The sequence below is a fragment of the Kitasatospora sp. NPDC101157 genome, from assembly GCF_044768255.1.
Taxonomy (GTDB): domain Bacteria; phylum Actinomycetota; class Actinomycetes; order Streptomycetales; family Streptomycetaceae; genus Kitasatospora.
Genome location: NZ_JBIWPL010000004.1, coordinates 63,240 through 88,095, shown reverse-complemented (window position 1 = coordinate 88,095; position 24,856 = coordinate 63,240). Strand labels below are relative to the sequence as shown.

The 24,856-nt window shown below is 71.6% G+C and carries 24 protein-coding genes and 1 riboswitch; of the genes, 13 read left to right on the top strand and 11 right to left on the bottom strand.

Translation table 11 applies throughout. The features are described 5' to 3' along the window. The first annotated feature begins 152 nt into the window (after window positions 1-152). Entirely contained in the window at window positions 153-1,520 is a 1,368-nt protein-coding gene (locus ACIRVF_RS10125; RefSeq protein ID WP_402815836.1) for a pyridoxal phosphate-dependent decarboxylase family protein, read from the top strand. 145 nt (window positions 1,521-1,665) lie between these two features. Here the strand turns inward: ACIRVF_RS10125 and ACIRVF_RS10120 are convergent, their stop codons facing one another. After that, the gene (locus ACIRVF_RS10120; RefSeq protein ID WP_402815835.1) at window positions 1,666-2,529 is read right to left on the bottom strand and encodes a GNAT family N-acetyltransferase; all 864 of its coding nucleotides are present in this window, start codon (window positions 2,527-2,529) and stop codon (window positions 1,666-1,668) included. Window positions 2,530-2,777: 248 nt separating this feature from the next. Between ACIRVF_RS10120 and erpA the strand changes: the two genes are divergently transcribed. After that, window positions 2,778-3,131 carry an iron-sulfur cluster insertion protein ErpA gene (gene erpA / locus ACIRVF_RS10115; protein WP_030282750.1) on the top strand — a complete coding sequence of 118 codons (354 nt, stop codon included), beginning with the start codon at window positions 2,778-2,780 and terminating at the stop codon, window positions 3,129-3,131. A 102-nt stretch (window positions 3,132-3,233) separates the two neighbouring features. Here erpA and ACIRVF_RS10110 read toward each other — a convergent pair whose 3' ends face one another. Further along, on the bottom strand, window positions 3,234-3,929 hold the full coding sequence (locus ACIRVF_RS10110) for a hypothetical protein (protein WP_402815834.1): 696 nt from the start codon (window positions 3,927-3,929) through the stop codon (window positions 3,234-3,236). Window positions 3,930-4,018: 89 nt separating this feature from the next. Beyond that, the gene (locus ACIRVF_RS10105; RefSeq protein ID WP_402815833.1) at window positions 4,019-4,231 is read right to left on the bottom strand and encodes a hypothetical protein; all 213 of its coding nucleotides are present in this window, start codon (window positions 4,229-4,231) and stop codon (window positions 4,019-4,021) included. 276 nt (window positions 4,232-4,507) lie between these two features. On the opposite strand from ACIRVF_RS10105, the gene ACIRVF_RS10100 reads away from it, so the two are divergent. Then, window positions 4,508-5,485, top strand: a complete 978-nt coding sequence (locus ACIRVF_RS10100) for a carbohydrate kinase family protein (protein WP_402815832.1) — start codon at window positions 4,508-4,510, stop codon at window positions 5,483-5,485. Between the two features lie 22 nt (window positions 5,486-5,507). Here the strand turns inward: ACIRVF_RS10100 and ACIRVF_RS10095 are convergent, their stop codons facing one another. Then, window positions 5,508-6,887: a cysteine desulfurase/sulfurtransferase TusA family protein gene (locus ACIRVF_RS10095; protein WP_402815831.1), complete on the bottom strand. Its 1,380-nt coding sequence runs from the start codon at window positions 6,885-6,887 to the stop codon at window positions 5,508-5,510. Between the two features lie 395 nt (window positions 6,888-7,282). On the opposite strand from ACIRVF_RS10095, the gene coxB reads away from it, so the two are divergent. The 4 genes from coxB to ACIRVF_RS10075 all read left to right on the top strand — a co-directional run bounded on the left by coxB (window position 7,283) and on the right by ACIRVF_RS10075 (window position 11,758). Then, the gene (gene coxB, locus ACIRVF_RS10090; protein ID WP_402815830.1) at window positions 7,283-8,137 is read left to right on the top strand and encodes a cytochrome c oxidase subunit II; all 855 of its coding nucleotides are present in this window, start codon (window positions 7,283-7,285) and stop codon (window positions 8,135-8,137) included. Continuing rightward, a complete protein-coding gene (gene ctaD / locus ACIRVF_RS10085) occupies window positions 8,134-9,909 on the top strand; it encodes a cytochrome c oxidase subunit I (RefSeq protein WP_402815829.1) in 1,776 nt (591 codons plus the stop codon). Before coxB ends, ctaD begins: the two co-directional genes overlap by 4 nt. Next, the gene (locus tag ACIRVF_RS10080; protein ID WP_402815828.1) at window positions 9,909-10,325 is read left to right on the top strand and encodes a cytochrome c oxidase subunit 4; all 417 of its coding nucleotides are present in this window, start codon (window positions 9,909-9,911) and stop codon (window positions 10,323-10,325) included. Before ctaD ends, ACIRVF_RS10080 begins: the two co-directional genes overlap by 1 nt. 179 nt (window positions 10,326-10,504) lie before the next feature. Next, a complete protein-coding gene (locus ACIRVF_RS10075) occupies window positions 10,505-11,758 on the top strand; it encodes an Ig-like domain-containing protein (protein ID WP_402815827.1) in 1,254 nt (417 codons plus the stop codon). A gap of 24 nt (window positions 11,759-11,782) precedes the next feature. Here ACIRVF_RS10075 and ACIRVF_RS10070 read toward each other — a convergent pair whose 3' ends face one another. The 5 genes from ACIRVF_RS10070 to ACIRVF_RS10050 all read right to left on the bottom strand — a co-directional run bounded on the left by ACIRVF_RS10070 (window position 11,783) and on the right by ACIRVF_RS10050 (window position 16,591). Continuing rightward, a complete protein-coding gene (locus ACIRVF_RS10070) occupies window positions 11,783-12,154 on the bottom strand; it encodes a GntR family transcriptional regulator (RefSeq protein ID WP_402815826.1) in 372 nt (123 codons plus the stop codon). Window positions 12,155-12,257: 103 nt separating this feature from the next. Beyond that, entirely contained in the window at window positions 12,258-13,916 is a 1,659-nt protein-coding gene (locus ACIRVF_RS10065) for a cytochrome bc complex cytochrome b subunit (protein ID WP_402815825.1), read from the bottom strand. Then, complete coding sequence (locus ACIRVF_RS10060) at window positions 13,913-14,965, bottom strand: Rieske 2Fe-2S domain-containing protein (RefSeq protein ID WP_402815824.1); 1,053 nt, start codon at window positions 14,963-14,965, stop codon at window positions 13,913-13,915. Before ACIRVF_RS10060 ends, ACIRVF_RS10065 begins: the two co-directional genes overlap by 4 nt. 8 nt (window positions 14,966-14,973) lie before the next feature. Beyond that, window positions 14,974-15,783, bottom strand: a complete 810-nt coding sequence (locus ACIRVF_RS10055; protein WP_402815823.1) for a c-type cytochrome — start codon at window positions 15,781-15,783, stop codon at window positions 14,974-14,976. A gap of 187 nt (window positions 15,784-15,970) precedes the next feature. Then, window positions 15,971-16,591, bottom strand: coding sequence for a heme-copper oxidase subunit III (locus ACIRVF_RS10050; protein ID WP_350515899.1), 621 nt, complete (start codon window positions 16,589-16,591; stop codon window positions 15,971-15,973). Window positions 16,592-16,987: 396 nt separating this feature from the next. Here ACIRVF_RS10050 and ACIRVF_RS10045 point away from each other — a divergent pair, with 396 nt between their 5' ends. The 3 genes from ACIRVF_RS10045 (at window position 16,988) to ACIRVF_RS10035 (ending at window position 20,271) form a co-directional block, all read left to right on the top strand. Continuing rightward, window positions 16,988-17,413, top strand: coding sequence for a hypothetical protein (locus ACIRVF_RS10045; RefSeq protein ID WP_402815822.1), 426 nt, complete (start codon window positions 16,988-16,990; stop codon window positions 17,411-17,413). A gap of 118 nt (window positions 17,414-17,531) precedes the next feature. After that, window positions 17,532-18,608, top strand: coding sequence for an anthranilate phosphoribosyltransferase (gene trpD / locus ACIRVF_RS10040; RefSeq protein ID WP_402815821.1), 1,077 nt, complete (start codon window positions 17,532-17,534; stop codon window positions 18,606-18,608). 134 nt (window positions 18,609-18,742) lie between these two features. Beyond that, window positions 18,743-18,860: riboswitch (SAM riboswitch) on the top strand. Window positions 18,861-18,912: 52 nt separating this feature from the next. Continuing rightward, entirely contained in the window at window positions 18,913-20,271 is a 1,359-nt protein-coding gene (locus ACIRVF_RS10035; RefSeq protein ID WP_402815820.1) for an aminotransferase class V-fold PLP-dependent enzyme, read from the top strand. Between the two features lie 7 nt (window positions 20,272-20,278). Here ACIRVF_RS10035 and ACIRVF_RS10030 read toward each other — a convergent pair whose 3' ends face one another. Further along, a complete protein-coding gene (locus tag ACIRVF_RS10030) occupies window positions 20,279-20,560 on the bottom strand; it encodes an Lrp/AsnC ligand binding domain-containing protein (RefSeq protein WP_030240061.1) in 282 nt (93 codons plus the stop codon). Between the two features lie 42 nt (window positions 20,561-20,602). Further along, window positions 20,603-21,385 carry a rhomboid family intramembrane serine protease gene (locus ACIRVF_RS10025; protein WP_402815819.1) on the bottom strand — a complete coding sequence of 261 codons (783 nt, stop codon included), beginning with the start codon at window positions 21,383-21,385 and terminating at the stop codon, window positions 20,603-20,605. A 201-nt stretch (window positions 21,386-21,586) separates the two neighbouring features. Here ACIRVF_RS10025 and ACIRVF_RS10020 point away from each other — a divergent pair, with 201 nt between their 5' ends. The 3 genes from ACIRVF_RS10020 to ACIRVF_RS10010 all read left to right on the top strand — a co-directional run bounded on the left by ACIRVF_RS10020 (window position 21,587) and on the right by ACIRVF_RS10010 (window position 24,724). Further along, the gene (locus tag ACIRVF_RS10020) at window positions 21,587-21,850 is read left to right on the top strand and encodes a hypothetical protein (protein WP_402815818.1); all 264 of its coding nucleotides are present in this window, start codon (window positions 21,587-21,589) and stop codon (window positions 21,848-21,850) included. Between the two features lie 312 nt (window positions 21,851-22,162). Next, window positions 22,163-23,476, top strand: coding sequence for an NYN domain-containing protein (locus tag ACIRVF_RS10015; protein ID WP_402816253.1), 1,314 nt, complete (start codon window positions 22,163-22,165; stop codon window positions 23,474-23,476). Window positions 23,477-23,686: 210 nt separating this feature from the next. Further along, window positions 23,687-24,724 carry an NlpC/P60 family protein gene (locus ACIRVF_RS10010; RefSeq protein WP_402815817.1) on the top strand — a complete coding sequence of 346 codons (1,038 nt, stop codon included), beginning with the start codon at window positions 23,687-23,689 and terminating at the stop codon, window positions 24,722-24,724. The last annotated feature ends 132 nt before the right edge of the window (window positions 24,725-24,856 follow it).

Genomic DNA, 24,856 nt, shown 5'->3' with positions numbered 1-24,856 from the left:
TCCCCTCCGAAGACGCTCGAAACCTGCCTGACCAGCCGCGTTCCGACGCGCGGCGGAGCGCCGCCGCTGCCTACGCTGATCACGTCCGGTCAGCGCGGTGAGGCGTCCCGCGGACCGGATCCCCCCGACACCCACAGCCGAGAGGGACAGCCGTGTCCGCAGCACCCGACCGCATGCACCGGCCCGACAACGAACTGGTCGACCTGGTTTTCGACTACATGCGGGAGCGGCTGCAGTACGACCCCGTTCCGCTCGACCACCCCGGTGACGGCGAGCACCTGCGCACCCAGCTGGCCGGCCTGCTCAACCAGGACGGCAACGACCCGGCCGACGTGCTCAAGCTGTACGACCACGAGCTGTCCCGCGCGGTCATCTCTGCCGACAGCCCCCGCTACCTGTCCTTCATCCCGTGCGCCCCGACCAAGGCCGCGCTGCTGTTCGACATGGTCGTCTCCTGCGCCTCGCTCCAGGGCATCTCCTGGCTGGAGGCGGCCGGCGCCATCGCCGCCGAGAACCAGGTGCTGCGCCTGATCGCCGACCGGGCCGGACTGCCCGCCTCGGCCGGCGGCTGCTTCGTCTCCGGCGGCTCGGCGGGCAACCTCTCCGCCCTGGTGGTCGCCCGCGACACCGCCCGCCGCCGCCTCGGCGTCGGCCCCGAGGCCCGGCTGCGGATCGCCGTCGCCGACCAGGTGCACTCCTCGGTCAAGAACACCTTCAACATCATCGGCGTCGAGGCCTTCAAGGTGCCGACCGTGAACCGCCGGTTCACCGGCGAGGCGCTGCGCGCCGCCCTGGCCGCCGACCCGAACCCCGAGACGGTGATCGCCGTCGTCGGCACCGCCGGCACCACCAACGAGGGCATCGTCGACGACCTGGCCGGCCTGGCCGAGGTCGCCCGCGAGCGCGACCTGTGGTTCCACGTGGACGGCGCCTACGGCGGCGCGGGCCTGTTCGCCCCGTCGGTGCGCGAGCGCTACAACGGCATCGAGCACGCCGACTCCTTCGTGGTCGACCCGCACAAGTGGCTGTTCGCCCCCTTCGACTGCGCCGCGCTGATCTACCGCAACCCGCAGCTCGCCCGGGCCGTGCACACCCAGGACGCCTCCTACCTGGACGTCCTGCACACCGAGGGCGACGAGTGGAACCCCACCGACTACGCCTACCACCTGACCCGGCGCGCCCGCGGCCTGCCGCTCTGGTTCTCGCTGGCGGTCCACGGCGTCCAGGCCTACACCGACGCCATCGAGACCGGCCTCCAGCTGGCCCGGGACACCGCCCAGCTGATCCGCGACACGGAGCACCTGGAGCTGCTGTTCGACCCGCAGCTCTCCGCCGTCTGCTTCAAGCGCACCGGCTGGACCAACGACGACTACTACCGCTGGTCGCAGCAGCTGCTCGCGGACCAGATCGGCTTCGTCACCCCGACCGGCTGGGACGGCGAGACGGTCGCCCGCTTCGCCTTCCTGCACCCGGGCACGACCATGGCGATGGTCAAGGAGATCCTGGACACCATGGCCTGATCGAGGCCCCGTCGTCCGTACGGCCCCCACCGGTCCGCCGGTCGGGGCCGTACGCGTTCTCAGCCGTACGCGTTCTCAGCCGTACGCGCTCAGCCGTGCGCGCTCCGAGCCTTACGGACCGCCGACCGTTCGCCGGCCGTTCGCGCTACAGGAACGCCCCGCTCGGCAGGTACGGGCTCGGCGGCCGCATCCCGCGCACCCCGACGAAGCCGCTGCTCTCCGGGGTCAGCCCGACCTCCAGCCCGACGTCCAGCGCCCACTCCTGCTCGGCGGTCAGGTACTCCACCCGCGCCTCGACCCCGTCCGGCACCCGGGCCAGCGCCTCCCGCAGCAGCCGGGCCCCGATCCGCTTGCTGGTCGCCGCCAGCAGCCGCACCGTGCCGCCGTCCCGGTAGCAGTAGCCGCTGCCGGCCAGCGCGTCGGCGACGAGGAGCTCCTCGAAGTGCCCGAGCATCAGCTCGTGGTCGGGCCCGTGAGCGGACCCGCGCAGCCGGCGGTCCACCGAGTCCAGCAGGTGCAGGTGACGGGCGGTGCCCGGGTGCACCGGTATGTCGCCCGGGTCGACCAGCCCCTCCCGGTCCACCCGCCCGGTCAGCCGCATCGCCGGGTGCAGGGTGAACCCGGCCAGCCGGTAGCGGCGGGCCGCCGCCGGGGAGTCGGCGGCGCAGACCATCCCGCGCAGGCAGCCCCGGGCGTGGGCCAGCGCGCGCTCGAACAGCAGCCGTCCGACCCCCTGGCCCTGCGCCGAGGGCCGGACCGCGAACAGCGAGGGCGTCCACAGGCCCTCGCGGCGCATCGACAGCACCACCCCGACCGCCTGCCCGCCGCTCTCCGCCAGCCAGCAGCCCCCGGGATCGGTGCGCGCCAGGTGCCTGGTCCTGGCCAGCTGCAGCGGCGTCGGCGTCGGCGGCCGCGCGGGGTCGGCGGACGGTGCGGCGAACGCGGCGAGGGACAGCTCCGAGACGACCTCCGCGTCCGCGGCGGTGTCCCTGACCTGGCGAAGGATCATGCCGACCATCCTGGCGCCCGGGGCGCGGCCGCGGGGGCCGTTCAGCCGGATCCACGACCTGGGCGGTGACCCGTCCTCCCGGGTTGTGCGAGCATGGGAAGCGTATGGGGACACGGGTGGCATACCCGGCCCACGGAAGATCCGCCGTCGAACAGGCCGAAGAATTCCATCGCCGTCCGGGAAATGAAACCGGAGGGTCGTTGGTTGGCACTGGCGGCAGACCGTCGTCAAAGACCGGGAGAAAGCAGATGACCGTCCAGGACGAGACCACCGTCGAGAGTGGCATCCTCCTCACCGATGCCGCCGCGGCCAAGGTCAAGGCCCTGCTGGAGCAGGAAGGCCGCGAGGACCTCGCGCTGCGCGTCGCCGTCCAGCCCGGCGGCTGCTCCGGCCTGCGTTACCAGCTGTTCTTCGACGAGCGTTCGCTCGACGGCGACGTGGTGAAGGACTTCGGCGGCGTCAAGGTCGTCACCGACCGCATGAGCGCCCCGTACCTGGGCGGCGCCACCGTCGACTTCGTCGACACCATCGAGAAGCAGGGCTTCACGATCGACAACCCGAACGCCACCGGCTCCTGCGCCTGCGGCGACTCCTTCAGCTGAGCCGAAGGCTCACTGAGCGGGAAGCGGTGAGGCGGCCCCCGGGACATCCCGGGGGCCGCCTTTCGCGTTCCAGCGGTTCCAGCGGCACCACCAGGGCCTGTCCTAGCGCGCCGCGCCGTCCGGGGTCACCGGGTCCAGGCCCGCGTGCGGGTCGCCCTCCATCGGCACCTCCTGGCCGCTCGTCCGGTCCACCACCGTCCGCCCCGCCAGCGGCGAGCGCAGGTCGACGGAGACGGCCTGCCGCTTGGCCATCGCGGTGCAGACGTGGCCCGGCTGGACGGTCGGCGGACCGGGCACGACCGTGACGCCCACCTGGCCCTGCTGCGACTCGTCCGCCTTCACCGCGTAGGTGGTGCAGACCCCGCCGAAGAAGTAGACGGTCAGCTTGTTGCTGCCGTCCAGCCGGTAGCTGACCGGCGGCCGCACATTGGGGTTGGCCGTCCCGTTACCGGCCGGGTCCGGCTCGCCGGGCGCGATCCCGTTGACCGGGGGAGTGGCCGCCGTGGAGGGCCGCCCGGGGGCGGGCTCGGCCGGCGTCGGGGACCAGCCGGTCGGCGCCTGGCCCGACGGGCTCGCCGTCGCGGCCCCCGCGGACGGCGAACCGGAGGCGGTCGGGGCCTGCGGGGAGGCGCTCGCCGGGGCCGGGGAACTCGCGGAGGCCGTGGCGCTGCTCGCCGCCGAGTCCCCGGAGCCCTTGCCGGCCCCGCTGCAGCCGGCCAGGGTCACCACCGCCGCCAACGCGGCCACTGCCAGGGCAACCGCCCGCCGACCGCGGCGGGGCATCGTCTCCAGATCCATCTGCACATCCTCCCGAGGGCTCAGCGGCGCCGTCCCGGCCGTTCCGCGCGGATGTGACGTGCCCCGGTCGGATCCGGTTCCCCCTCCCCTCAGAGGCCGTACTCGGCCATCCCGGCGACCAGCCGCTGCGCCCCGGTCGGCACCCGGACGCCGACGGAGACGGGGGCGGCGGCGGGCTCCGGCCCGGCCGCGACCTGGGGCCAGAACCGGCGCAGCCGTCGGGAGGAGCTGACCAGCGCGTCGAGGGTCTCGCTGTCCGCGTCGGACCGGAGGGCGGTCAGCGGGGAGTACTTGGACATCATCGGGCATCGCTCCGATCCAGAGCCGTGGCCGCAACCGCCACGGTCGCCGACGGCCCCACCGGTCCGGCGGGCCTCCTGCGGCCGACCCTAGGCCCGGCTCCGGGGGCCCACCAGTGCTACCCGGAGGTAGTACACGTTCGAGGGTCCGGGGTGCCACCCGCCGCGGGACCGGTGGCGGCAGCTTGCCGGACTCTTGCTGGCGGGCCGTCCCGGACGGGTACCGTGGGTGGGTTCATCCGTGCCCGCTGGCCCTGTTGCCATCCTGAGGAGACCTCCGTGCGTATCGCCGTCGCCGGCTCGATCGCCACCGACCACCTGATGACGTTCCCCGGTCGGTTCGCCGACCAGCTCGTCGCCGAGCAGCTGCACACCGTGTCGCTGTCGTTCCTGGTCGACGCCCTGGACATCCGCCGCGGCGGGGTCGCGCCGAACATCTCCTTCGGCATGGGCGTGCTCGGGCTCCGGCCGATCCTGGTCGGTGCCGCCGGCGCGGACTTCGCCGAGTACCGCAGCTGGCTGGAGCGCAACAACGTGGACTGCGAGTCCGTCCACATCTCCGAGACCCGGCACACCGCCCGCTTCATGTGCACCACGGACGAGGACCACAACCAGATCGCCTCGTTCTACACCGGTGCCATGGCCGAGGCCCGCAACATCGAGCTCAAGCCGATCGCCGACCGCGTCGGCGGCCTCGACCTCGTCCTGGTCGGCGCCGACGACCCCCAGGGCATGGTCCGCCACACCCAGGAGTGCCGCACCCGCGGCTACGCCTTCGCCGCCGACCCCTCCCAGCAGCTGGCCCGCCTCGACGGCGACGACATCCGCGAGCTGGTGGACGGCGCCTCGTACCTGTTCACCAACGAGTACGAGGCCGCGCTGATCGAGACCAAGACCGGCTGGGACGCCGAGGAACTGCTCACCCGCGTCGGCACCCGGGTCACCACCCTGGGCAGCAAGGGCGTCCGGATCGAGCGCAAGGGCGAGGCCCCGATCGTGGTCGGCTGCCCGGTCGAGGAGGCCAAGGTCGACCCGACCGGCGTCGGCGACGCCTTCCGGGCCGGCTTCCTGGCCGGTCTGTCCTGGGAGCTCGACCTGGAGCGCGCCGCCCAGCTCGGCTGCATGCTCGCCACCCTGGTGATCGAGACCGTCGGCACCCAGGAGTACGAGCTGCGCCCGACCGGCTTCCTGAAGCGCTTCGAGGCCGCCTACGGCGCCGAGGCCGCCGCGGAGATCCGCGCGCACCTGGTCAAGTAGTCCTCCGTACCGCCCGCTCCGGTCAGGAGCGGCGCAGCACCAGGTAGGCCGAGCCCCGGTCGCCGCCGTAGTCGGCGGCCGGGGCCTCGCCCGCGTACTCCTGCCCGCGCATCCCGCACCAGGCCGGGACGTCCAGCCGGGCCGCCTCGTCGTCCGACAGCACGGCGACCGTGCCCCCCACCGGCACCTCGCCGATCCGCTTCGCCAGCTCGATCACCGGCAGCGGACAGCGCTTTCCGAGCGCATCGATGACCAGCAGCGACTCCGTGGCGCCCGCCGGCGCGGGCAGGTCCAGCCCGAGCGGTGCCCGGACGCCGGCCACCAGGTCCGGGAGCACGGCGAGGAAGCGCTCCACGTCCGCCTCGGCCGTCCCGTACGGCAGCGAGACCCGGACGTTGCCCTCGGTGAGCACGCCCATCGCGGCCAGTACGTGGCTCGGCGTCAGGGTGGAGGAGGTGCAGGAGGAGCCGGAGGAGACCGCGAAGCCCGCCCGGTCCAGTTCGGTCAGCAGCACCTCGCCGTCCACGTAGAGGCAGGAGAAGGTGACGATGTGCGGCAGCCGCCGCACCGGGTCGCCGACCACCTCCACCTCGGGCACCAACTGCGGTACCCGGCCGCGGATCCGCTCCACCAGCGCGTGCAGCCGGGCGTTCTCCCGCTCGGCCTCGGCCCGTACGGCGCGCAGCGAGGCGGCCGCGGCCACGATCGCCGGGACGTTGACGTAGCCGGGCACCCGCCCGCCCTCGCGCTCGTCGGCCGGCAGCGGGGAGGCGTACCGGACGCCCTTGCGCACGGCGAGGACGCCGACGCCGGGCGGCCCGCCCCACTTGTGCGCGCTCGCGGTCAGCAGCGACCAGCCCGCCGGGACGTCGACCCGTCCGGCGCTCTGGGCGGCGTCCACCAGCAGCGGCACCCCGGCCCCGGCGCAGAGCTCGGCGACCTCGGCGACCGGCTGGACGGTCCCCACCTCGTGGTTGGCGCTCTGCAGCGCGGCCAGTGCGGTGTCGGTGCGCAGCAGGGCGCCGAAGGCCGCCGCGTCCACCCGCCCGGCGCGGTCCACCGGGGCGACCGAGACCTCGCCCCCGCCCGCCTCGTGCCGTTCGGCGACGTGCAGCACGCTGGAGTGCTCCACCGCGGAGTGCACCAGGTGCCCGCCGCGGCGCCGGTTGCCGGCGAGCGCCCCCAGCAGGCCGAGTTGGACGGCCTGCGTCCCGCTGGCGGTGAAGGAGATCTCGTCGGGCCGCGCGCCCAGGACGGCGGCGACCGTCTCGCGGGCGGCGTCCAGCAGCATCCGGGCCTGCCGGCCGGAGCGGTACAGCCGGGCCGGATCGGCCCAGCCCTCGTCCAGGGCGGCGGTCAGCGCCTGCCGCGCGACGGGGTGCAGGGGGGCCGTCGAAGCCACGTCGAAATACACGGTGACATTTAACGGCACGCGTTCGACGACACACCCGGGAGCGCGCTGCTCCGCCCGGATTGCTCACCGGCCGTCAGTCGATCACCCCGAATGTCCGCTTCGTCCGGTACCGACGGGCCGTCAGCCACGTTGTTCGAGGTCATCCCCCGATCGGGCGTATGGACCTCGAATGCCTACGATGACCTGCGGCGCAGCCGCTGCCGGGCCTGATCGGGCGACCGGGCGGCGCGTTACCGGGGGCTGCCCGTCAGGAGCGCATAAGGCTGGAGTAGGGTTTGGCCCGCATAAGCATTCAAACCGTGCCCGTGGACGGGTCGCCGGAGGGGCTCACACTCCCCTCCCGGTGCGACGCGAAGGCGGGCGAGACTTCGGGAAGGCGCTACGTGAGTCCCAACGGCTCCGACCGCTCGCCGCGGCGCACGATGCGGCGGAAGCTGCCTCAGGCGCTGGCACTGGGCCTCGTCATCGCGACCGCCACCGGCTGCTCGGCCAACGACCTCCCCAGGCTTGGCCTCCCGAGCCCCGTCACCAAGGAAGGACCCATGGTCCTCCAGATGTGGCAGGGCTCCTGGATCGCGGCGCTGGTGGTCGGCGTACTGATGTGGGGTCTGATCATCTGGAGCGTGATCTTCCACCGGCGCAAGCGCACCGGTGTGGAGATCCCCCCGCAGACCCGGTACAACGTGCCCATCGAGGCGCTCTACACCGCGGTCCCCATCATCATCGTCTCCGTCCTCTTCTACTTCGTCGCCCGCGACGAGGCGAAGCTGACGCAGGTCTCCGCGAAGCCGCAGCACTACGTCAACGTGGTCGGCTTCCAGTGGAGCTGGGCGTTCAACTACGAGAACACCGAGACCCCCGACCCGGCCAACAAGGACGCCGCGTACGACGTCGGTACGCCCAAGGACGCTCCGACGCTCTGGCTGCCGGTCAACGAGACGGTGCAGTTCCGGCTCACCTCTCGTGACGTCATCCACGACTTCTGGCCCGTCAACTTCATGATGAAGATGGACGTCGTGCCGGGCGTGGTGAACAAGTTCGAGGTCACCCCGACCGTCAAGGGCGACTACATGGGCAAGTGCGCCGAGCTCTGCGGCGTCGACCACTCGCGCATGCTGTTCAACGTCAAGGTCGTCGATCGCGCCGACTACGACAAGCACCTGGCCGAGCTTCGCGCCAAGGGCCAGAACGGCGCGGTGCCCTCCGGCGTCATCACCATGGGAAGTGAAGCGAAGTGACCATCCTCAACGAGCCCGCCGCGGCCGGCGGGGGCGCCGAGGCCGTCACGGTCGGGGCGCAGCGGACCCGGAAGCCGGGTTCGACCATCATCAAGTGGCTGACCACCACTGACCACAAGACGATCGGCACCCTGTACCTGGGCACGTCGTTCGCGTTCTTCCTGATCGGCGGCATCCTCGCCCTGGTCATGCGTGCCGAGCTGGCTCGTCCCGGGACCCAGATCCTGTCGAACGAGCAGTTCAACCAGGCGTTCACGATGCACGGCACGATCATGCTGCTGATGTTCGCGACGCCGCTGTTCGCCGGTTTCGCGAACTGGATCATGCCGCTGCAGATCGGCTCCCCGGACGTGGCCTTCCCGCGTCTGAACATGTTCGCGTACTGGCTGTACCTCTTCGGTTCGAGCATCGCGGTCTGCGGCTTCCTGACCCCGAACGGCGCGGCCGACTTCGGCTGGTTCGCCTACTCCCCGCTGTCGGACGCGGTGCACTCGCCCGGCGTCGGCGGCGACATGTGGATCATGGGTCTGGCCTTCTCCGGCTTCGGCACGATCCTCGGTGCGGTCAACTTCATCACCACGATCATCTGCATGCGCGCTCCGGGCATGACGATGTTCCGGATGTCGATCTTCGTCTGGAACGTCCTGCTGACCTCGGTACTGGTCCTGCTGGCCTTCCCGGTGCTGGCCGCCGCGCTGTTCGCCCTGGAGGCGGACCGCAAGTTCGGGGCACACGTCTTCGATCCCGCCAACGGCGGGGCGATGCTGTGGCAGCACCTGTTCTGGTTCTTCGGCCACCCCGAGGTGTACATCATCGCGCTGCCGTTCTTCGGCATCGTCTCGGAGATCGTCCCGGTCTTCAGCCGCAAGCCGATGTTCGGCTACTCCGGCCTGATCGCGGCCACCATCGCGATCGCCGGTCTGTCCGTGACGGTGTGGGCGCACCACATGTACGTCACCGGACAGGTGCTGTTGCCCTTCTTCTCCTTCATGACCTTCCTGATCGCGGTCCCGACCGGTGTGAAGTTCTTCAACTGGGTCGGCACCATGTGGAAGGGCTCGCTGAGCTTCGAGACGCCGATGCTCTGGACGGTCGGCTTCCTGGTCACCTTCCTCTTCGGTGGTCTGACCGGTGTCCTGCTGGCCTCGCCGCCGATCGACTTCCACGTCTCGGACTCGTACTTCGTCGTCGCGCACTTCCACTACGTGGTCTTCGGCACCGTCGTGTTCGCGATGTTCGCCGGCTTCCACTTCTGGTGGCCGAAGATGACCGGCAAGATGCTGGACGAGCGTCTCGGCAAGATCACCTTCTGGACGCTGTTCTTCGGCTTCCACACCACCTTCCTGGTGCAGCACTGGCTCGGCGCGGAGGGCATGCCCCGCCGTTACGCCGACTACCTGGCCTCGGACGGCTTCACCACCCTGAACACCGTCTCGACCATCGGCTCCTTCGTGCTCGGCCTGTCGATCCTGCCGTTCCTCTACAACGTCTGGAAGACCGCCAAGTACGGCGAGAAGGTCACCGTGGACGACCCGTGGGGCTTCGGCCGCTCGCTGGAGTGGGCGACCTCCTGCCCGCCGCCGCGGCACAACTTCCTCACCCTGCCCCGGATCCGCTCCGAATCCCCGGCCTTCGACCTCCACCACCCGGAGATCGCCGCGCTGGACTACCTGGAGAACCACGGCGAGCCGGCCAAGCACCTCGCCGGTGTGACCCCGGCGAAGTACGACGCCCCGAAGCTGGGCAAGGGCAAGCAGGAGGGTGACGCCTGATGAAGGAACAGGGAAAGATCTTCCTGGGCCTGTCGGTCTTCGTGCTGGCGATGGCCATCACCTACGGCCTGTGGACCAACCATTCGGGCCCGGGCCTGGAGGCCGCCGGCACCACGGCGCTGTTCCTCGCCTTCGGCCTGTGCGCCTTCATCGGGTACTACCTCGCCTTCACCGCCCGCCGGGTGGACAGTGGCGCGGGTGACAACCCCGAGGCCGAGGTCGCGGACGACTCCGGCGAGCTGGGCTTCTTCGCCCCGCACAGCTGGCAGCCGCTGTCGCTGGCGCTCGGTGGCGCGCTCGCCTTCCTGGGCGTGATCTTCGGCTGGTGGCTGATGTTCTGGGCCGCCCCGATCATCCTGATCGGCATCTTCGGATGGGTCTTCGAGTTCTACCGGGGCGAGAACCAGAACCAGTAGGTTCCCGCTTCCGACCACAGGGCCGGTCCTCCCGCACGGGGGGACCGGCCCTGCTGCGTCCCCGGGGTGACGGCCTCACTCACCCGGGTCAACGGAGGGTCGCCCGGATGTCGCCGGCTCCGGGCCGTTCCTACGATCTGAGCAATCGTGCGAATAGTGCAGACCCCTCGGAGGCGGTCATGGGCGACAGGCGCGGAACCGCAGGCATCGGCAGCATCTCGCTGGCCCTGGCAGTGCTGGCCCCGCTGGCCGCCTGCTCGTCCGGGGACGAGTCCTCCGGGCCGCACCGGATCGACGCGGGACCGCTCGTCCACCTCTCGGCCGAGGGCAAGGTCGACCCCTCGAAGCCGGTCACCGTGACGGCCGTGGAGGGCAGCCGGCTCACCGACGTCACCGTGGTCGGCCCGGACGGCCGGGTGGTGGCCGGCAAGCTGGCCGACGACCAGCGCAGCTGGCAGACCACGGGACGGCTGAAGGCCAACACCGCGTACACCGTGCGGATCGCCGCCGACGACGGGAAGAACGGCCGCGGCGACACCACCGAGAACTTCAGCACCCTGGCCGCCCAGCGCCTGCTCACCGCCAAGCTCGGCCCGGACTCCTCCGGCAGCGGCGTCTACGGGGTGGGCCAGCCGCTGACCGTCCAGCTCTCCGAGGCGGTCAAGGACCCGCAGGCCCGTCAGGCGGTCGAGAGCGCGCTGACCGTGACCTCCCAGCCGGCCGTCACCGGCGCCTGGTACTGGGTGGACGACAAGAACCTGCACTTCCGCCCGCAGGAGTACTGGCCGGCCGGCACCACCGTGTCGCTGGCCTTCGACGACACCGGCAGCCGGATCGCCGACGGCCTCTACGGGGGCGACCGCAGCTCGCTGCGGCTGCGGATCGGCGCCCGGGTGGAGACGGTGATCGACGCGGCCGCCCACGAACTCACCCTCAAGCGTGACGGCCAGCCGGTCCGGAGCATCCCGGTCACCACCGGCAAGCCCGGCTTCGACACCCGCAACGGCATCAAGGTGGTGCTCGGCCAGGAGCGCTCGGTCCGGATGAGCGGCGAGACGATCGGCATTGCCGCGGGCAGCTCGGAGTCCTACGACCTGAACGTCGAGTGGGCCACCCGGGTGACCTGGAGCGGCGAGTACGTCCACGCGGCACCCTGGTCGGTCGGCTCGCAGGGCGTGGACAACGTCAGCCACGGCTGCACCGGCATGAGCACCGAGAACGCCAAGTGGTTCTACGAGAACACCCGGGTGGGGGACCTGGTGACGGTGGTGAACAGCCACGGCGCCACCATGGAGCCCTTCGGCAACGGCTTCGGGGACTGGAACGTCTCCTGGACCGACTGGGTCAAGCACAGCGCCCTCGGAAAGCCCCTCAGCACCACCACGCCCGCCGCCCAGGCCCCGGCCGCGGGGATGATGCGCCCCGAGCTCTGAGGCCGCTCCCTCCCCTCCGGAGGGTCAGGCCTCCGGGTAGGCCACGCCCAGGGCGGTGACGGCGGCGGCCAGGGCGTCCGCGTGGGACAGGCCCAGCCGGCTCGCGCGCTCGGCGTACTCGGTGGCGGCCTCGGCGGCCAGCCGGTGGGCGGCGTCCCCGGTGGCGGCGATCAGGGTGCCGCGCCGGCCGTGGGTCTCCACCACTCCGTCCGCCTCCAGCTCCTTGTAGGCCCGGGCGACCGTCCCGGCGGCCAGCCCCAGCTCCTCGGCCAGGGCCCGTACGGTGGGCAGCCGCAGCCCGGTGGGCAGCGCGCCCGAGCGGGCCTGCTCGGCGATCTGGGCGCGGATCTGCTCGTACGGGGGAGTGGCGGCGGCGGGGTCGACGGACAGCTGCACGGGGGGGCTCCTGGAAGCGGTGCGGGTACGAGAAAGCCCGAGGGCCGCCGACCAGACGAACTCTGGTCAGCGGCCCTCGGGGTGACGCGGGGTGCGTACGGGATCAGTGGTGGCCGTGGCCGCTGGTGATCTCGTGGTGCTCCTCGGCGGTGGGCTTGGGGATCTGGCTGCCCTCGCCGTAGAAGCCGCGGGAGAGCTTGGCCCGGGTGCGGGTCAGGGCGCCGGCCTTGCGGGCCACGCCGTTCCCGTCCGTCTGGGCCGGCAGCTCGATCGGCTGGTTCTGCTCGTGCGCCGTGAGCGTGTGCAGGTCCTTCTGCGGCAGCTGGGCGTGCACCTCGACGTACTCACCGTGCGGCAGGCGCTTGATGACGCCGGTCTCGCGGCCGTGCAGCACCTTCTCCTTGTCACGGCGCTGCAGGCCGAGGCACCAGCGCTTGGTGACGATGAAGGTGATGACCGGCACCACGAAGAAGCCGGTGCGCACGAAGTAGGTGATCGAGTTGAGCGACAGGTGGAAGTGCGTGGCGAACAGGTCGTTGCCACCGCCGACCAGCAGGACCAGGTACAGGCTGATCCAGGCCGCACCCAGGGCGGTGCGGACCGGGGCGTTGCGCGGGCGGTCCAGGATGTGGTGCTCGCGCTTGTCGCCGGTGATCCAGCCCTCGATGAACGGGTAGACCGCGATCGCGACCAGGACCAGCGGGAAGATCATCAGCGGGATGAAGACACCCAGGTTCAGGGTGTGGCCCCACAGGCTGATCTCCCAGCCCGGCATGACGCGGATCAGGCCCTCGGAGAAGCCCATGTACCAGTCGGGCTGGGCGTCGGTCGACACCTGGTCCGGACGGTACGGGCCGTACGCCCAGATCGGGTTGATCGTGGCGATCGCCGAGATGGCGGCGATGATGCCGAAGACCAGGAAGAAGAAGCCACCGGCCTTGGCCATGTAGACCGGCATCAGCGGCATGCCGACGACGTTCTTCTCGGTCTTGCCCGGGCCCGCCCACTGGGTGTGCTTGTGGTAGAAGACCAGGATCAGGTGCGCGACCAGCAGGCCGAGCATGATGCCCGGGATCAGCAGGACGTGGATGGTGAAGAACCGCGGCACGATGTCGTGGCCGGGGAACTCGCCCCCGAACAGGAACATCTGGATGTAGGTGCCGACCAGCGGGACCGCGAGGATCGCGCCTTCCATGAAGCGGATACCGGTACCCGACAGCAGGTCGTCCGGCAGCGAGTAGCCGAAGAAGCCGTCGAACATGCCCAGGACCAGCAGCAGGAAGCCGAAGACCCAGTTGATCTCACGCGGCTTGCGGAACGCGCCGGTGAAGAACACGCGCATCATGTGCACGAGCATCGCGGCCACGAAGACCAGCGCGGCCCAGTGGTGGATCTGGCGGATCAGCAGACCGCCGCGGATCTCGAAGCTGATGTCCACCGTCGAGGCGTACGCCTCGGACATCCCGATGCCCTTGAGCGGCACGTACGAGCCGTTGTAGACGACCTCGGCCATCGACGGCTTGAAGAACAGCGTCAGGTAGACACCGGTCAGGATGATGATGACGAAGGTGTAGAGGCAGATCTCGCCCAGCATGAAGGACCAGTGGTCCGGGAAGATCTTGCGCAGGTTGGCCTTGGCGAGGGAGTAGATCCCCAGCCGGCCGTCCGTCCAGTCAGCCGCGGCCTCCCACTTGTTGGCGGGGTTGGCACGCGTGCTGGAGGGCTTGGCGGCACCGGTCGTGGTGCTGCTCGCGCTACTCATCGAGCACGCTCCCAGAAGCTCGGGCCGACAGGCTTCTCGAAGTCGCCGGTGGCGACCAGGTTGCCCTTGTCGTCAGTGGTGATCTTCAGCTGCGGCAGGGGGTGGCCGGCCGGGCCGAAGATGACGCGCGCGCCGTCCGCCAGGTCGAAGGTCGACTGGTGGCAGGGGCAGAGCGCGTGGTGGGTCTGCTGCTCGTACAGGCTGATCGGGCACCCGACGTGGGTGCAGATCTTGGAGTAGGCGAGGATGCCCTCGAAACCCAGCTCCTTGGACTTGTCGTCCTTGATGTCCTCCGGCGCGATGCGCACCAGCATCAGGGCGTCCTTGGCGATGCGCTGCTGGAAGTCCTCGTCGTGGGTGGTCAGACCCTCCGGCATGGCGAAGGTCAGCGAGCCGACCACGAGGTCCTCGGGCTTCATCGGCTGCATGGTGCTCATGTTGACGAGCGCCAGCGGCTTGGCCGGGGTGGCCTCGCTCCAGCCCGTCTCCTGGAGCTTCTTCTCCGGCAGCGGGCCCAGGTCGCGGAGCAGGACCACGCCGGAGAGCGGGACCAGCGCCATCGACCCGATGAGGGTGTTGCGGATCATCTTGCGGCGACCGAAGCCGGACTCGGCGGCACCGGTCTTGAACTGGTCGATGACGTCGTTGCGGACCTCGTCGGAGGCCTCGATCGGGTGACGCTCGGACGGCATCTCGACGTCCGACATCAGGGTGCGGGCCCAGTGGACCGCGCCCGCGCCGATCATGAACAGCGCGACGCCCAGGGTCAGGCCGAGCGCGAAGTTCAGCGCGCTGACGTGACCCAGCGGGAAGATGTAGACGATCTTGTCCGGGTCGATGGCCACGTACGAGGCGATGAAGCCGATGGTGGCGAGCATCGAGACCACGAACATCAGCGAGACCTGGCGCTCGGCCCGCTTGGCGGCCCGCTCGTCGATGTCGGTGCGACGGGGCTCGTGGGCCGGCAGGCCCGGGTCGGCGAACGGGTTGCCGTGGTCGGCCACCTCGCCGGCGGAGCCGTGCGGCTCGGGGAGCTTCTCTTCTGACATGTCGTGGCTCATGACTTCTTGGCCTTGGTGGTGTGGGCGGCGACCCAGATCGCGACCGCGATGAGCGTGCCGAGGCCGAAGATCCAGCCGAACAGACCCTCGGTCACCGGACCGAGGCTGCCCAGGGTGAGACCGCCGGGGTTGGGCTCATCGTTGGTGGTGTGGCGGACGAAGGCCACGATCTGCTTCTTCTGCTCCTCGGGCATGGTGCTGTCCGGGAACGACGGCATGTTCTGCGGGCCGGTCTGCATGGCCTCGTAGATGTGCTTGGCGTCCACGCCCTCCAGCGACGGGGCGTACTTGCCCTTGGTCAGGGCACCGCCCTGGCCCGCGAAGTTGTGGCACTGGGCGCAGTTGGTGCGGAACAGCTCGCCACCCTTGGAGATGTCCTGGGGGTCGGTCGAGTTGTACTGCTCCGGCTTCGGCGCGATCGGGCCGGGGCCGAGCGAACCGATGTACGCGGCGAGCTGGTCGATCTCGCCCTGGGTGTAGATCTTCGGCTTGCGCGGCACCTGGGCGCCGGGCTGCTGGGCCGGCATGCGGCCGGTGCCGACCTGGAAGTCGACGGCGGCGGTGCCGACGCCGACCAGGCTCGGACCCTCGCTGCCGCCCTGGCCGTTGATGCCGTGGCAGGAGGAGCAGCCGACGGCGAAGAGCCTCTTGCCCTCATCGATCGCGAGCGACTGCGCGGCGACGTCGGCCTGCGCCTTGTCGGCGGGCGCGAACGCGGCGTACAGCCCCCCGGTTGCCGCCAGGGCGAGAAGTAGGACGACCAGCGCCGCCAATGGGTGGCGCCGTCGTGCGGAGAGCTTTTTCACGGAATAACCCCGGTGTCAGGATCTGGTCGACTGGTGGGTGCACCCGGCGGCCGGTCTGGCCGGCACGAGGCTGCCTGTCCAAGGCTGCGCGCGCGGTCGGTCGGTGGGAGCGTCGGCACCGGCAGAAGCGGCCCGTCGCCGGTGAGGGCGGGGGCCGCAGCCGGTGGCCAGCGACCTGATCAGCTGGTTACTTGATCAGGTAGATGGTCGCGAACAGGCCGATCCACACGACGTCGACGAAGTGCCAGTAGTAGGACACGACGATCGCGGCGGTGGCCTGCTCGTGCGTGAAGCGCTTGGCTGCGTACGTCCGCCCCAGGACCAGCAGGAAGGCGATCAGACCGCCCGTCACGTGCAGACCGTGGAAGCCGGTGGTCAGGTAGAACACCGTGCCGTACGGGTCCGAGGACAGCGAGAGGCCGTCGTTCTTGACCAGCTCGGTGTACTCGTAGACCTGGCCGCCGATGAAGATCGCGCCCATGAAGAACGTGAGGGCGAACCACGCGCGGAGCTTCTTCACGTCACCGCGCTCGGCGGCGAACACGCCGAGCTGGCAGGTGAGCGAGGAGAGCACCAGGATCGTGGTGTTGATCGAGGAGAACGTCACGTTGAGGGCGTGCGCCTTCTCGGCCCAGAACTCGGCTCCCTTGACGGAGCGGAGCGTGAAGTACATCGCGAAGAGCGCCGCGAAGAACATCAGCTCGGAACTGAGCCAGACGATCGTTCCGACGCTGACCATGTTCGGTCGATTGACCGATCCGTGCGCGTGCCCGGTTTCTGTTGCTGTTGCTGTCGCCACGACGGACATTATGTCGGTCCCTTATTCCGTCTTCACGTCGGGGGGTGTCCCTCGGAGTGTCCGGTGCGTGCGGTATGCCCGCTTGGGGGGCGACGGGGTGCCCGTACGGGGGCTGAGCAGCGGCGTGTCCCTTTTCTGACGGTTCCTCGGGCGGGTGTGCTACCCCCTTGCCCGGTGCGTCGTTGCACGGACGGCGCAGCGCCGGGGTGTAGGGGAGAGGATGCCGTGTCCGCCGTCCGGGTGGACCGACGGGGTCCGGGTGACGGGCCGTCCTCCGGGTGGGTGAGCCGCGGGCGGGGCGGCTCGGGGAGGAACGTGCGCGAGGGGGACCGGCGACGGGGGAAACGGGAGTAGCATCCGGGTCAGGTGAACGTGGTCCGGATCACACTTGAGGGAGCAGGGTCCATGGCGTACACGACCGACGAGACGCTCACCGTCCTCGTCTACAGCGACGACCGCAACACCCGCGAGCAGGTGCTGACGGCACTCGGCCGTCGGCCCGCCGAGGATCTTCCGGAGCTGTCCTACCTGGAGTGCGCGACCACCCCCGCGGTGATCAAGGCACTGGAGAAGGGCGGCATCGACCTCTGCGTGCTGGACGGCGAGGCGGTCCCGGCCGGCGGGCTCGGCCTCGGGCGCCAGCTCAAGGACGAGATCTACGGCTGCCCGCCGGTGCTGGTGCTGATCGGCCGGCCGCAGGACTCCTGGCTCGCGGCCTGGAGCCGGGCCGACGCCGCGATCTCCCACCCGGTCGACCCGGTGGCGCTGGCCGGGGCGGTGGCCACCCTGCTGCGGGCGCGGCTGGCGAAGCGGGCCCCGGTCGCACGCTGAGCGGTGTCGTCTCACTACGGGAGAGACCGGGGCCCGGGCGCCCCACCGGTCGATAGGCTGGCTCCATCCGTACGGACGTCCCCCGGTGCGGGGGAACCGACAACAGCTGGAGTCAGCCATGGTGAACGTGAACCCTGCGAACGGTGGTACCGACCCCGCGCAGGTGGTCCGCACCTGGCCGGACCTCCTGGCGGCACTGTTGAAGGGGGAGGACCTCGACCGCTCGTCCACCGCGTGGGCGATGGACCGGATCATGAGCGGCGAGGCGTCCCCCGTCCAGGTGGCCGGGTTCATGGTGGCGCTGCGGGCCAAGGGCGAGACGGTCGACGAGATCGCCGGTCTGGTCGACGCGATGTACGAGCACGCCGAGCCGCTGGACATCCCCGGCCCGGCGGTCGACATCGTCGGCACCGGCGGCGACCGGGCGAAGACCGTCAACATCTCCACCATGTCGGCGATCGTCGCGGCCGCCGCCGGCGCCAAGGTGGTCAAGCACGGCAACCGGGCCGCCTCTTCCTCCAGCGGCTCCTCGGACGTGCTGGAGAAGCTCGGGGTGGCGCTCGACCTGTCGGCCCGGCGGGTGGCCGAGGTGGCCGAGGAGGTCGGGCTCACCTTCTGCTTCGCCGCGAAGTTCCACCCCTCGATGCGGCACGCGGCCACCGCGCGGCGCGACCTCGGTGTGCCGACCGCCTTCAACATCCTCGGCCCGCTGACCAACCCGGCGAAGGTCACCTCGCACGCCATCGGCTGCTTCGACACCCGGCTCGCCGGGCTGATCGCGGGCGTGCTGGCCCGGCGCGGGGCGACGGCGCTGGTGTTCCGCGGTGACGACGGACTGGACGAGCTGACCGTCACCACCACCTCGCGGGTGTGGGTGGTGCAGGACGGGGCGGTCACCGAGACCGGCTTCGACCCGCGGGACGTCGGCATCGAGCTGGTCGGGATCGAGGCGCTGCGCGGGGCCGACGCCGCGTACAACGCCGAGGTCGCGCGCCGGCTGCTGGCCGGGGAGCGCGGGCCGGTGCGGGACGCCGTCCTGCTGAACACGGCGGCGGCGCTGGTCGCTATGGACCTCGGCGACGCGCCGCTGACGGATCAGCTCGCGGCGGGGATGGTCCGGGCGGCCGAGGCGATCGACTCGGGTGCGGCGCAGGAGCTGCTGCGGCGCTGGTCGGAGGCCACCAGCCGGATCTGAGACGGCAGTTGAGGGCCCGTGCCGTTCGGTCGGCACGGGCCCTCGGGCTGCCGCCCGCCGCGGGGGCGGGAGCGCCGTCCGGATGGTGGATGCCTGTTTGACCGTCCGACGCACCCGACCTAGAGTCTTCGCCAGGTCATGAGTGACAGCGCCAAGCCCCAGCTGGCTGTCCGGCAACCCTCCGTCCGTGGCGGGGTGCCCTGGGTGAGGACCGGGTCGCCGGGCAAGCCGTCCGCGCGACAAGCGCGGACGCCGGACGACGAGCACTCCCGGGGTCCCTTACCCCCAGAAGGAGTGCATCCTCATGTCCCTCGCAACCGAGACCTCCGCCCCGCTCGCCGTCCTCGGCCACGACGTCCAGGTGCCGCTCGCCAGCGGTGAGAAGGTCGGCTACGCGGCGCTCGACTACGCGGCCAGCGCGCCGGCGCTCCAGCGGGTCTGGGACGACGTCGCCGCCTACGCGCCGTACTACGGGAGCGTGCACCGCGGCGCCGGGTACCTGTCGCAGCTGTCCACCGACCTGTTCGAGCAGAGCCGCCGGACCGTCGCCGAGTTCCTCGACCTGCGCGAGGGCGACCAGGTGGTCTTCACCCGTGCCACCACCGACTCGCTCAACCTGCTGGCCTCGGCCGTGCCGGCCGGCACCCGGGTGTTCGCCTTCGAGACCGAGCACCACGCCTCGCTGCTGCCCTGGGCGCACGCCGGGCTGGAGGTCGGCTACCTGCGGGCGCCGCGCTCGCGGGCCGAGGCGGTGGCCGCGCTGGAGGCGGCGCTCGCCGCGGCGCCCGAGGGGCCGAAGCTGCTGTGCGTCACCGGCGCCTCCAACGTGACCGGCGAGCTGTGGCCGGTCGCCGAGCTGACCGAGGCCGCGCACCGGTACGGCGCCCGGGTGGTGCTGGACGCCGCCCAGCTGGCCCCGCACCACCGGGTCTCGGTGCGCGAGCTGGGCGTCGACTGGATCGCCTTCTCCGGCCACAAGCTGTACGCGCCGTTCGGCGCCGGGGTGCTGGCCGGGCGGGCGGACTGGCTGGATGCGGCCGAGCCGTACCTGGCCGGCGGCGGGGCGACCCGGACGGTGGCCCGGGAGCAGGACGGCTCGGTGGCGGTGCAGTGGCACACCGGCCCGGCCCGGCACGAGGCCGGCTCGCCGAACGTCATCGGCGCCTACGCGATCGCCTCGGCCTGCCGGGCGCTGACCGAGGCCGGCTTCGACGCGCTGGAGGCCCGGGAGCGGCAGCTGGTCGAGCGGCTGACGGCGGGGCTGGCGGAGATCCCCGAGGTCAAGGTGCTGAACCTGTTCGGCGAGGGCTCCGCGAGGGTCGGCGTGCTGTCCTTCGTCGTCCGGGGCTGGAACAGCTCGCACTTCTCGGCCGCGCTGTCCGCCGAGTACGGCATCGGCGTGCGCGACGGGCTGTTCTGCGCCCACCCGCTGGTGCGGACGCTGCTGGGGGACGAGGACGTGGCGCCGTCCGAGTGCGGGGCTCCTGAGCCGTCGCTCCCGGGGGAGCGCAGCCTCAACGCGATCCGGGTGAGCTTCGGGGCCGGCACGCCGGACGAGCACGTCGAGCGCTTCCTGACCGCCGTCCGCGAGCTGGTCACCGAGGGCGCGGCGTGGAACTACCGCAACGAGGGCGGCCGTTGCGTCGCCGACAGCCGCCGCTAGGGCGGGACTACTCGTCCAGGCCGAGGGCGAATGCGGCTTCCAGGTCGTGCTGGGAGTAGGTGCGGAAGGCGATCTGGGTCTCGGTGTGGGCCACGCCCGGGACCTTGTTCAGCCGGCCCGGGATGACCTCGGCCAGGTCGTCGTGGCGGCGCACCCGGACCATCGCCACCAGGTCGTAGCCGCCGGTCACCGAGTAGACCTCGCTGACGCCCTCGATGGCGGCGATGGCCTCGGCGATCTCCGGGATGCGGTCGACGCTGGTCTTGATCAGGACGATGGCGGTGATCACTGTTCAGGGCTCCTTCGTGGGGTGCGGCCAGCGTATCGGGCCTCAGCCGGGCCGTCTCGGGGGGTGGCCGACGACGGTGCAGGCGTAGAGGAAGCCGGCCGAGAAGCCGATCACGTGCACCAGGTAGGCCACCCCGGGGCCGGCCGAGTGCACCGACCACCACTGCAGGGCGAACCAGAGGCCGAGCACCAGCCAGGCCGGGAAGCGCAGCGGGAGGAAGAGGAGCAGCGGCACCAGGGTGGTCACCCGGGCCCTCGGGTGGAAGCGCAGGTACGCCCCGAGCACGGCGGAGATCGCGCCCGAGGCACCGATCAGGACCCGGGTGGAGTCGGGGGAGTGCGCCTCGGCGAGCGCGAAGCCGTACGAGGCGAGGCTGCCGGCGGCCAGGTAGAAGAGGAGGTACCTGGCCCGGCCGACCCGCCGTTCGACGGTGGGGCCGAAGACGTGGAAGAAGAGCAGGTTGCCCAGCAGGTGCAGCCAGCCGGCGTGCAGGAACAGCCCGGTGAGCGCGGAGACCGCCGGGTGTTTGCCCGGGGTGGGGGAGGCGGGGCAGCCGGGGACCGGGTCCGGGCCGGCGGCCAGTTGCTCGGCGGTGAGCGGGTGGCCGGTCAGCAGCTCGGCGGGGACGGCGCCCCAGCGCTGCTCGTACCGCTGCTCGGCGCAGACCCGGGCCTGGCCGGTGCCGTACAGCGGGTTGAGGCCGGCGGCCGGGCCGAGCAGGAAGACCAGGGTGTTGACCGCGATCAGGGCGTAGGTGACCGCCGCTGCGGGCACCGCCGGGCGGTCTCCCCGCGCTTCCGCGTACTGGGGGGCCGCGAGCGCCATGCGGCCAAGCATCCCTCCGCGCGCGGCAGGTGACACGGCGGTTTACGGCAAGTGGACCAGCCGCCGTGTTCCGGCAACCGGTGGTCGGGGTGGTTGCCCCAGGCAATAGGCTTGGGCCGGGCAATCCCGTCTCCCGCCGCCGACGCCGGGGCTCCGGGGGGAGCGCCTAGCCCACCCAGGGACCAGCCGAGAGGATCCCCGATGACCGTCCCCGCACTGACCGCCGAGACGCGCTGGCGCTGCACGCTGTGCGGCAACCTCACCCGCTTCGACGTGACCCGCACCGCGCGGGTGACCGAGTTCCTGCACTTCGACCTGGCCGGGGAGTCCAAGGTCGAGGAGACCGAGGTGCACAGCGAGACGATCGAGTCGGTGCGCTGCCGCTGGTGCAACGCCGTGGACCAGGTCGAGCTGGTGGCCCGCCCGGGCGCCGAGGGCGCGGAGGCCCCCGCCGAGCAGGGCTGACCCCGCCGGTGGCGGTGGGCGGTGCGCGACGCGGCCGTCCACCGCACGGGACAATACAGACAAGACGCACGGAGCGTGACGACAGGGGCGGCCGCGGGCCGCACCCGCTGGACCAGGATCGGAGCCGAGGACGTGGTGGACGCAGCGAGGGAGCCCGGCGAAGCGCAGGGGCTTCAGCCCGCTGCGCAGGCACCGGAGCAGGCCGCCGGGGCGGTCCCGTCCGAGACCGCCGCGGCGGAGGAAGCCGCCGGTTCCGGCGCTGCGGGCTCCGACACCGCCGGCTCCGGCCCCGCCGGTGCCGCCGCGGAACGCGTGGTCGAGAAGCTGGACCGGCCGCTGCCGGAGGGGGTGCGCCGGCGCGTGGTCGGGCTGGCCTCCGACGCGCTGGGCGGGTTGCCACCCGCGGAACTGCCGCAGAGCCTGCGCCAGTACGTCAAGTTCACCCCGGTCCGGCGGGCCAAGTACGCGGCCACCGCGCTGGCGGCGGCGCTGGAGTCCGAGCCGGCCTTCCGGGTGCGGATAGCGGAGCGGCTGCGGCTGGGCCAGCCGGACCTGGTGAAGGCGCTGGAGTCGGGCACCGTCCCCGGCGCCGCCGATCCGATGGACGTCGCGGCCGCCGCCTACCTGGTGCGCTCGGCAGGCTGGAGCCGACTGGTCACCGAGGCCGGCGAGGAGGCCGAGCGGGCCGGCGCCGAGGACGCGGCGGCGGAGGCAACCCGGCTGGTGGAGAAGCTGCAGGCCGAGCTGGCCGAGGTGCGGGCCGCGGCGCGGGCGGACCTGGACCGGCAGCGCGCGGAGTTCGAGGGCGTCCGGCGGGAGGTCGAGTCGCTGCGCAAGAAGGTGCGGTCGCTGGAGAGCGACACCCGCCGGGCGCAGGCCGAGACCCGGCGGGTGACCGGGGAGCTGGAGGCCGCGAAGGCGCAGGCCGCGGGCGAGCGCAGTGCGGCCGAGGGCGAGGCCCGACGGCTGCGGCACCGGGTGTCCGAGCTGGAGACCGCCGCCGAGCAGGGCCGCCGGTCGGCCCGCGAGGGGCGCAGCGTCGAGGACATGCGGCTGCGGCTGCTGCTGGACACCGTGCTGCAGTCGGCGCAGGGACTTCAGCGCGAGCTGGCGCTGCCGGTCTCCCAGATCCGCCCGGCGGACCTGGTGGAGGCGGTGGTCCCGGGGGCGGCCTCGCCGCACGACGTGGCCCGGCGCGGTCTGGCCGAGGACGATCCGGCGCTGCTGGACCAGCTGCTGGCGATCCCGCAGGTGCACCTGGTGGTGGACGGCTACAACGTGACCAAGACCGGGTACCCGACGCTGCCGCTGGAGCAGCAGCGGATCCGGCTGCTGGGCGGTCTGGCGATGCTGGCCCAGCGCACCCAGGCGGAGGTCACCTGTGTGTTCGACGGGCAGGACCTGGACGTGCCGGTCATCATGGCGCCGCCGCGCGGGGTGCGGGTACGGTTCAGCCGGACCGGGGAGACCGCGGACGAGCTGATCCGCCGTCTGGTCCGGGCCGAGCCGCAGGGCCGTCCGGTGGTGGTGGTGTCCACCGACCGGGAGGTCGCGGAGGGCGTGCGGAAGGCGGGTGCGCGCCCGGTGGCCTCGGTGCTGCTGCTGAACCGGCTCGCCCGTCCCTGATCCGGGCCGGTGGCCGTGACCCCTGGTCAGTGCCCTTTTCGGGCGCTTTCCGTGGTGGTGTGCGGATCCGGTGAAGCCGGCGTGGGAAGCGGAGTTCACGCCTTCGGGGGAGTGGCAAAACGGATAGATCTTCACTAGGGTCTGGCGTCAAACCTATTTTCCGGAACCTCACCCGAACAGGTGAGTCCATTGGAAGAAGGAGCCGGTCACTTGGCCTCCCACCGCCGTCCCAAGCAGCCGAGCCGCGCGCGGGTCTCCGTGCTCACCGCTGCCGCTGCGACCGCGGTCGCCCTCTCCGCCCAGGTGGCCGCGCACGCCGCGCCGCAGCCGAACACGTCCGACGTCAAGGCGCAGATCGACCAGCTCCAGCAGGAGCAGGAGCAGGCGGCGGAGAAGTACAACGGCGCCAAGGAGCGGGCCGACCAGCTCCGCAAGCAGGCCGACCAGCTGCAGGACCAGGTGGCCCGCAGTCAGGACCAGATGAGCCAGCTGCAGACCGGGCTGGCCCAGGTCGCGGGCGAGCAGTACCGCACCGGGGGCATCGACCCGTCCGTCCAGCTGATGCTCTCCTCCGACCCGTCCGGCTACCTGGACAAGGCGTCGAGCGTCCAGCAGGCCAGCCAGAGCCAGACCGAGGCGCTCAAGGGGCTGCTCGACCAGCAGCGCCGGCTGGACCAGGAGAAGGCCGAGGCGGCCGCCGTGCTGGCCTCGCTGGACTCCACCACCAAGGACCTCAACCAGGCCAAGTCGGACGTCAACCAGAAGCTGAAGGCCGCGCAGGACCTGCTGAACTCGCTCAGCGCCACCGAGCGGGCCGCGCTGAAGGCCCAGCAGCAGCAGGACGACCGCGCCTCGCGCGGCGCGGCCCGGGTCGACCTCAGCAGCCTGCCGCCGGCCAGCGGCTACGCGGCCGTGGCCGTGGCCAAGGCGATGAGCAAGCAGGGCTCGCCGTACGTGTGGGGCGCCACCGGGCCGAGCACCTTCGACTGCTCGGGCCTGATGCTCTGGTCGTACGCCCAGGCCGGCGTCTCGCTGCCGCGCACCTCGCAGGAGCAGGGCGACGTCGGCACCCGGGTGCCCTCGCTGGACCAGGCCCAGCCGGGCGACCTGGTGATCTACGGCAGCGACCGGCACCACGTCGGGATGTACATCGGCAACGGCATGGTGGTCCACGCGCCGCACACCGGTGACGTGGTGAAGGTGATGAAGGCCGACGCGATGCCGATCAACACGATCCGCCGGGTCTGACGGCCCGACACCCTCCTCGGGGCCCGACTCCGGCCCTGTGATACGCGCCACCTCCCGATCGGGGGTGGCGCTTCGGGTTTTGCCCGCTACCGGCCAACCGATGAGTGTTGATCAGCTTTGCGTACAGCGGCG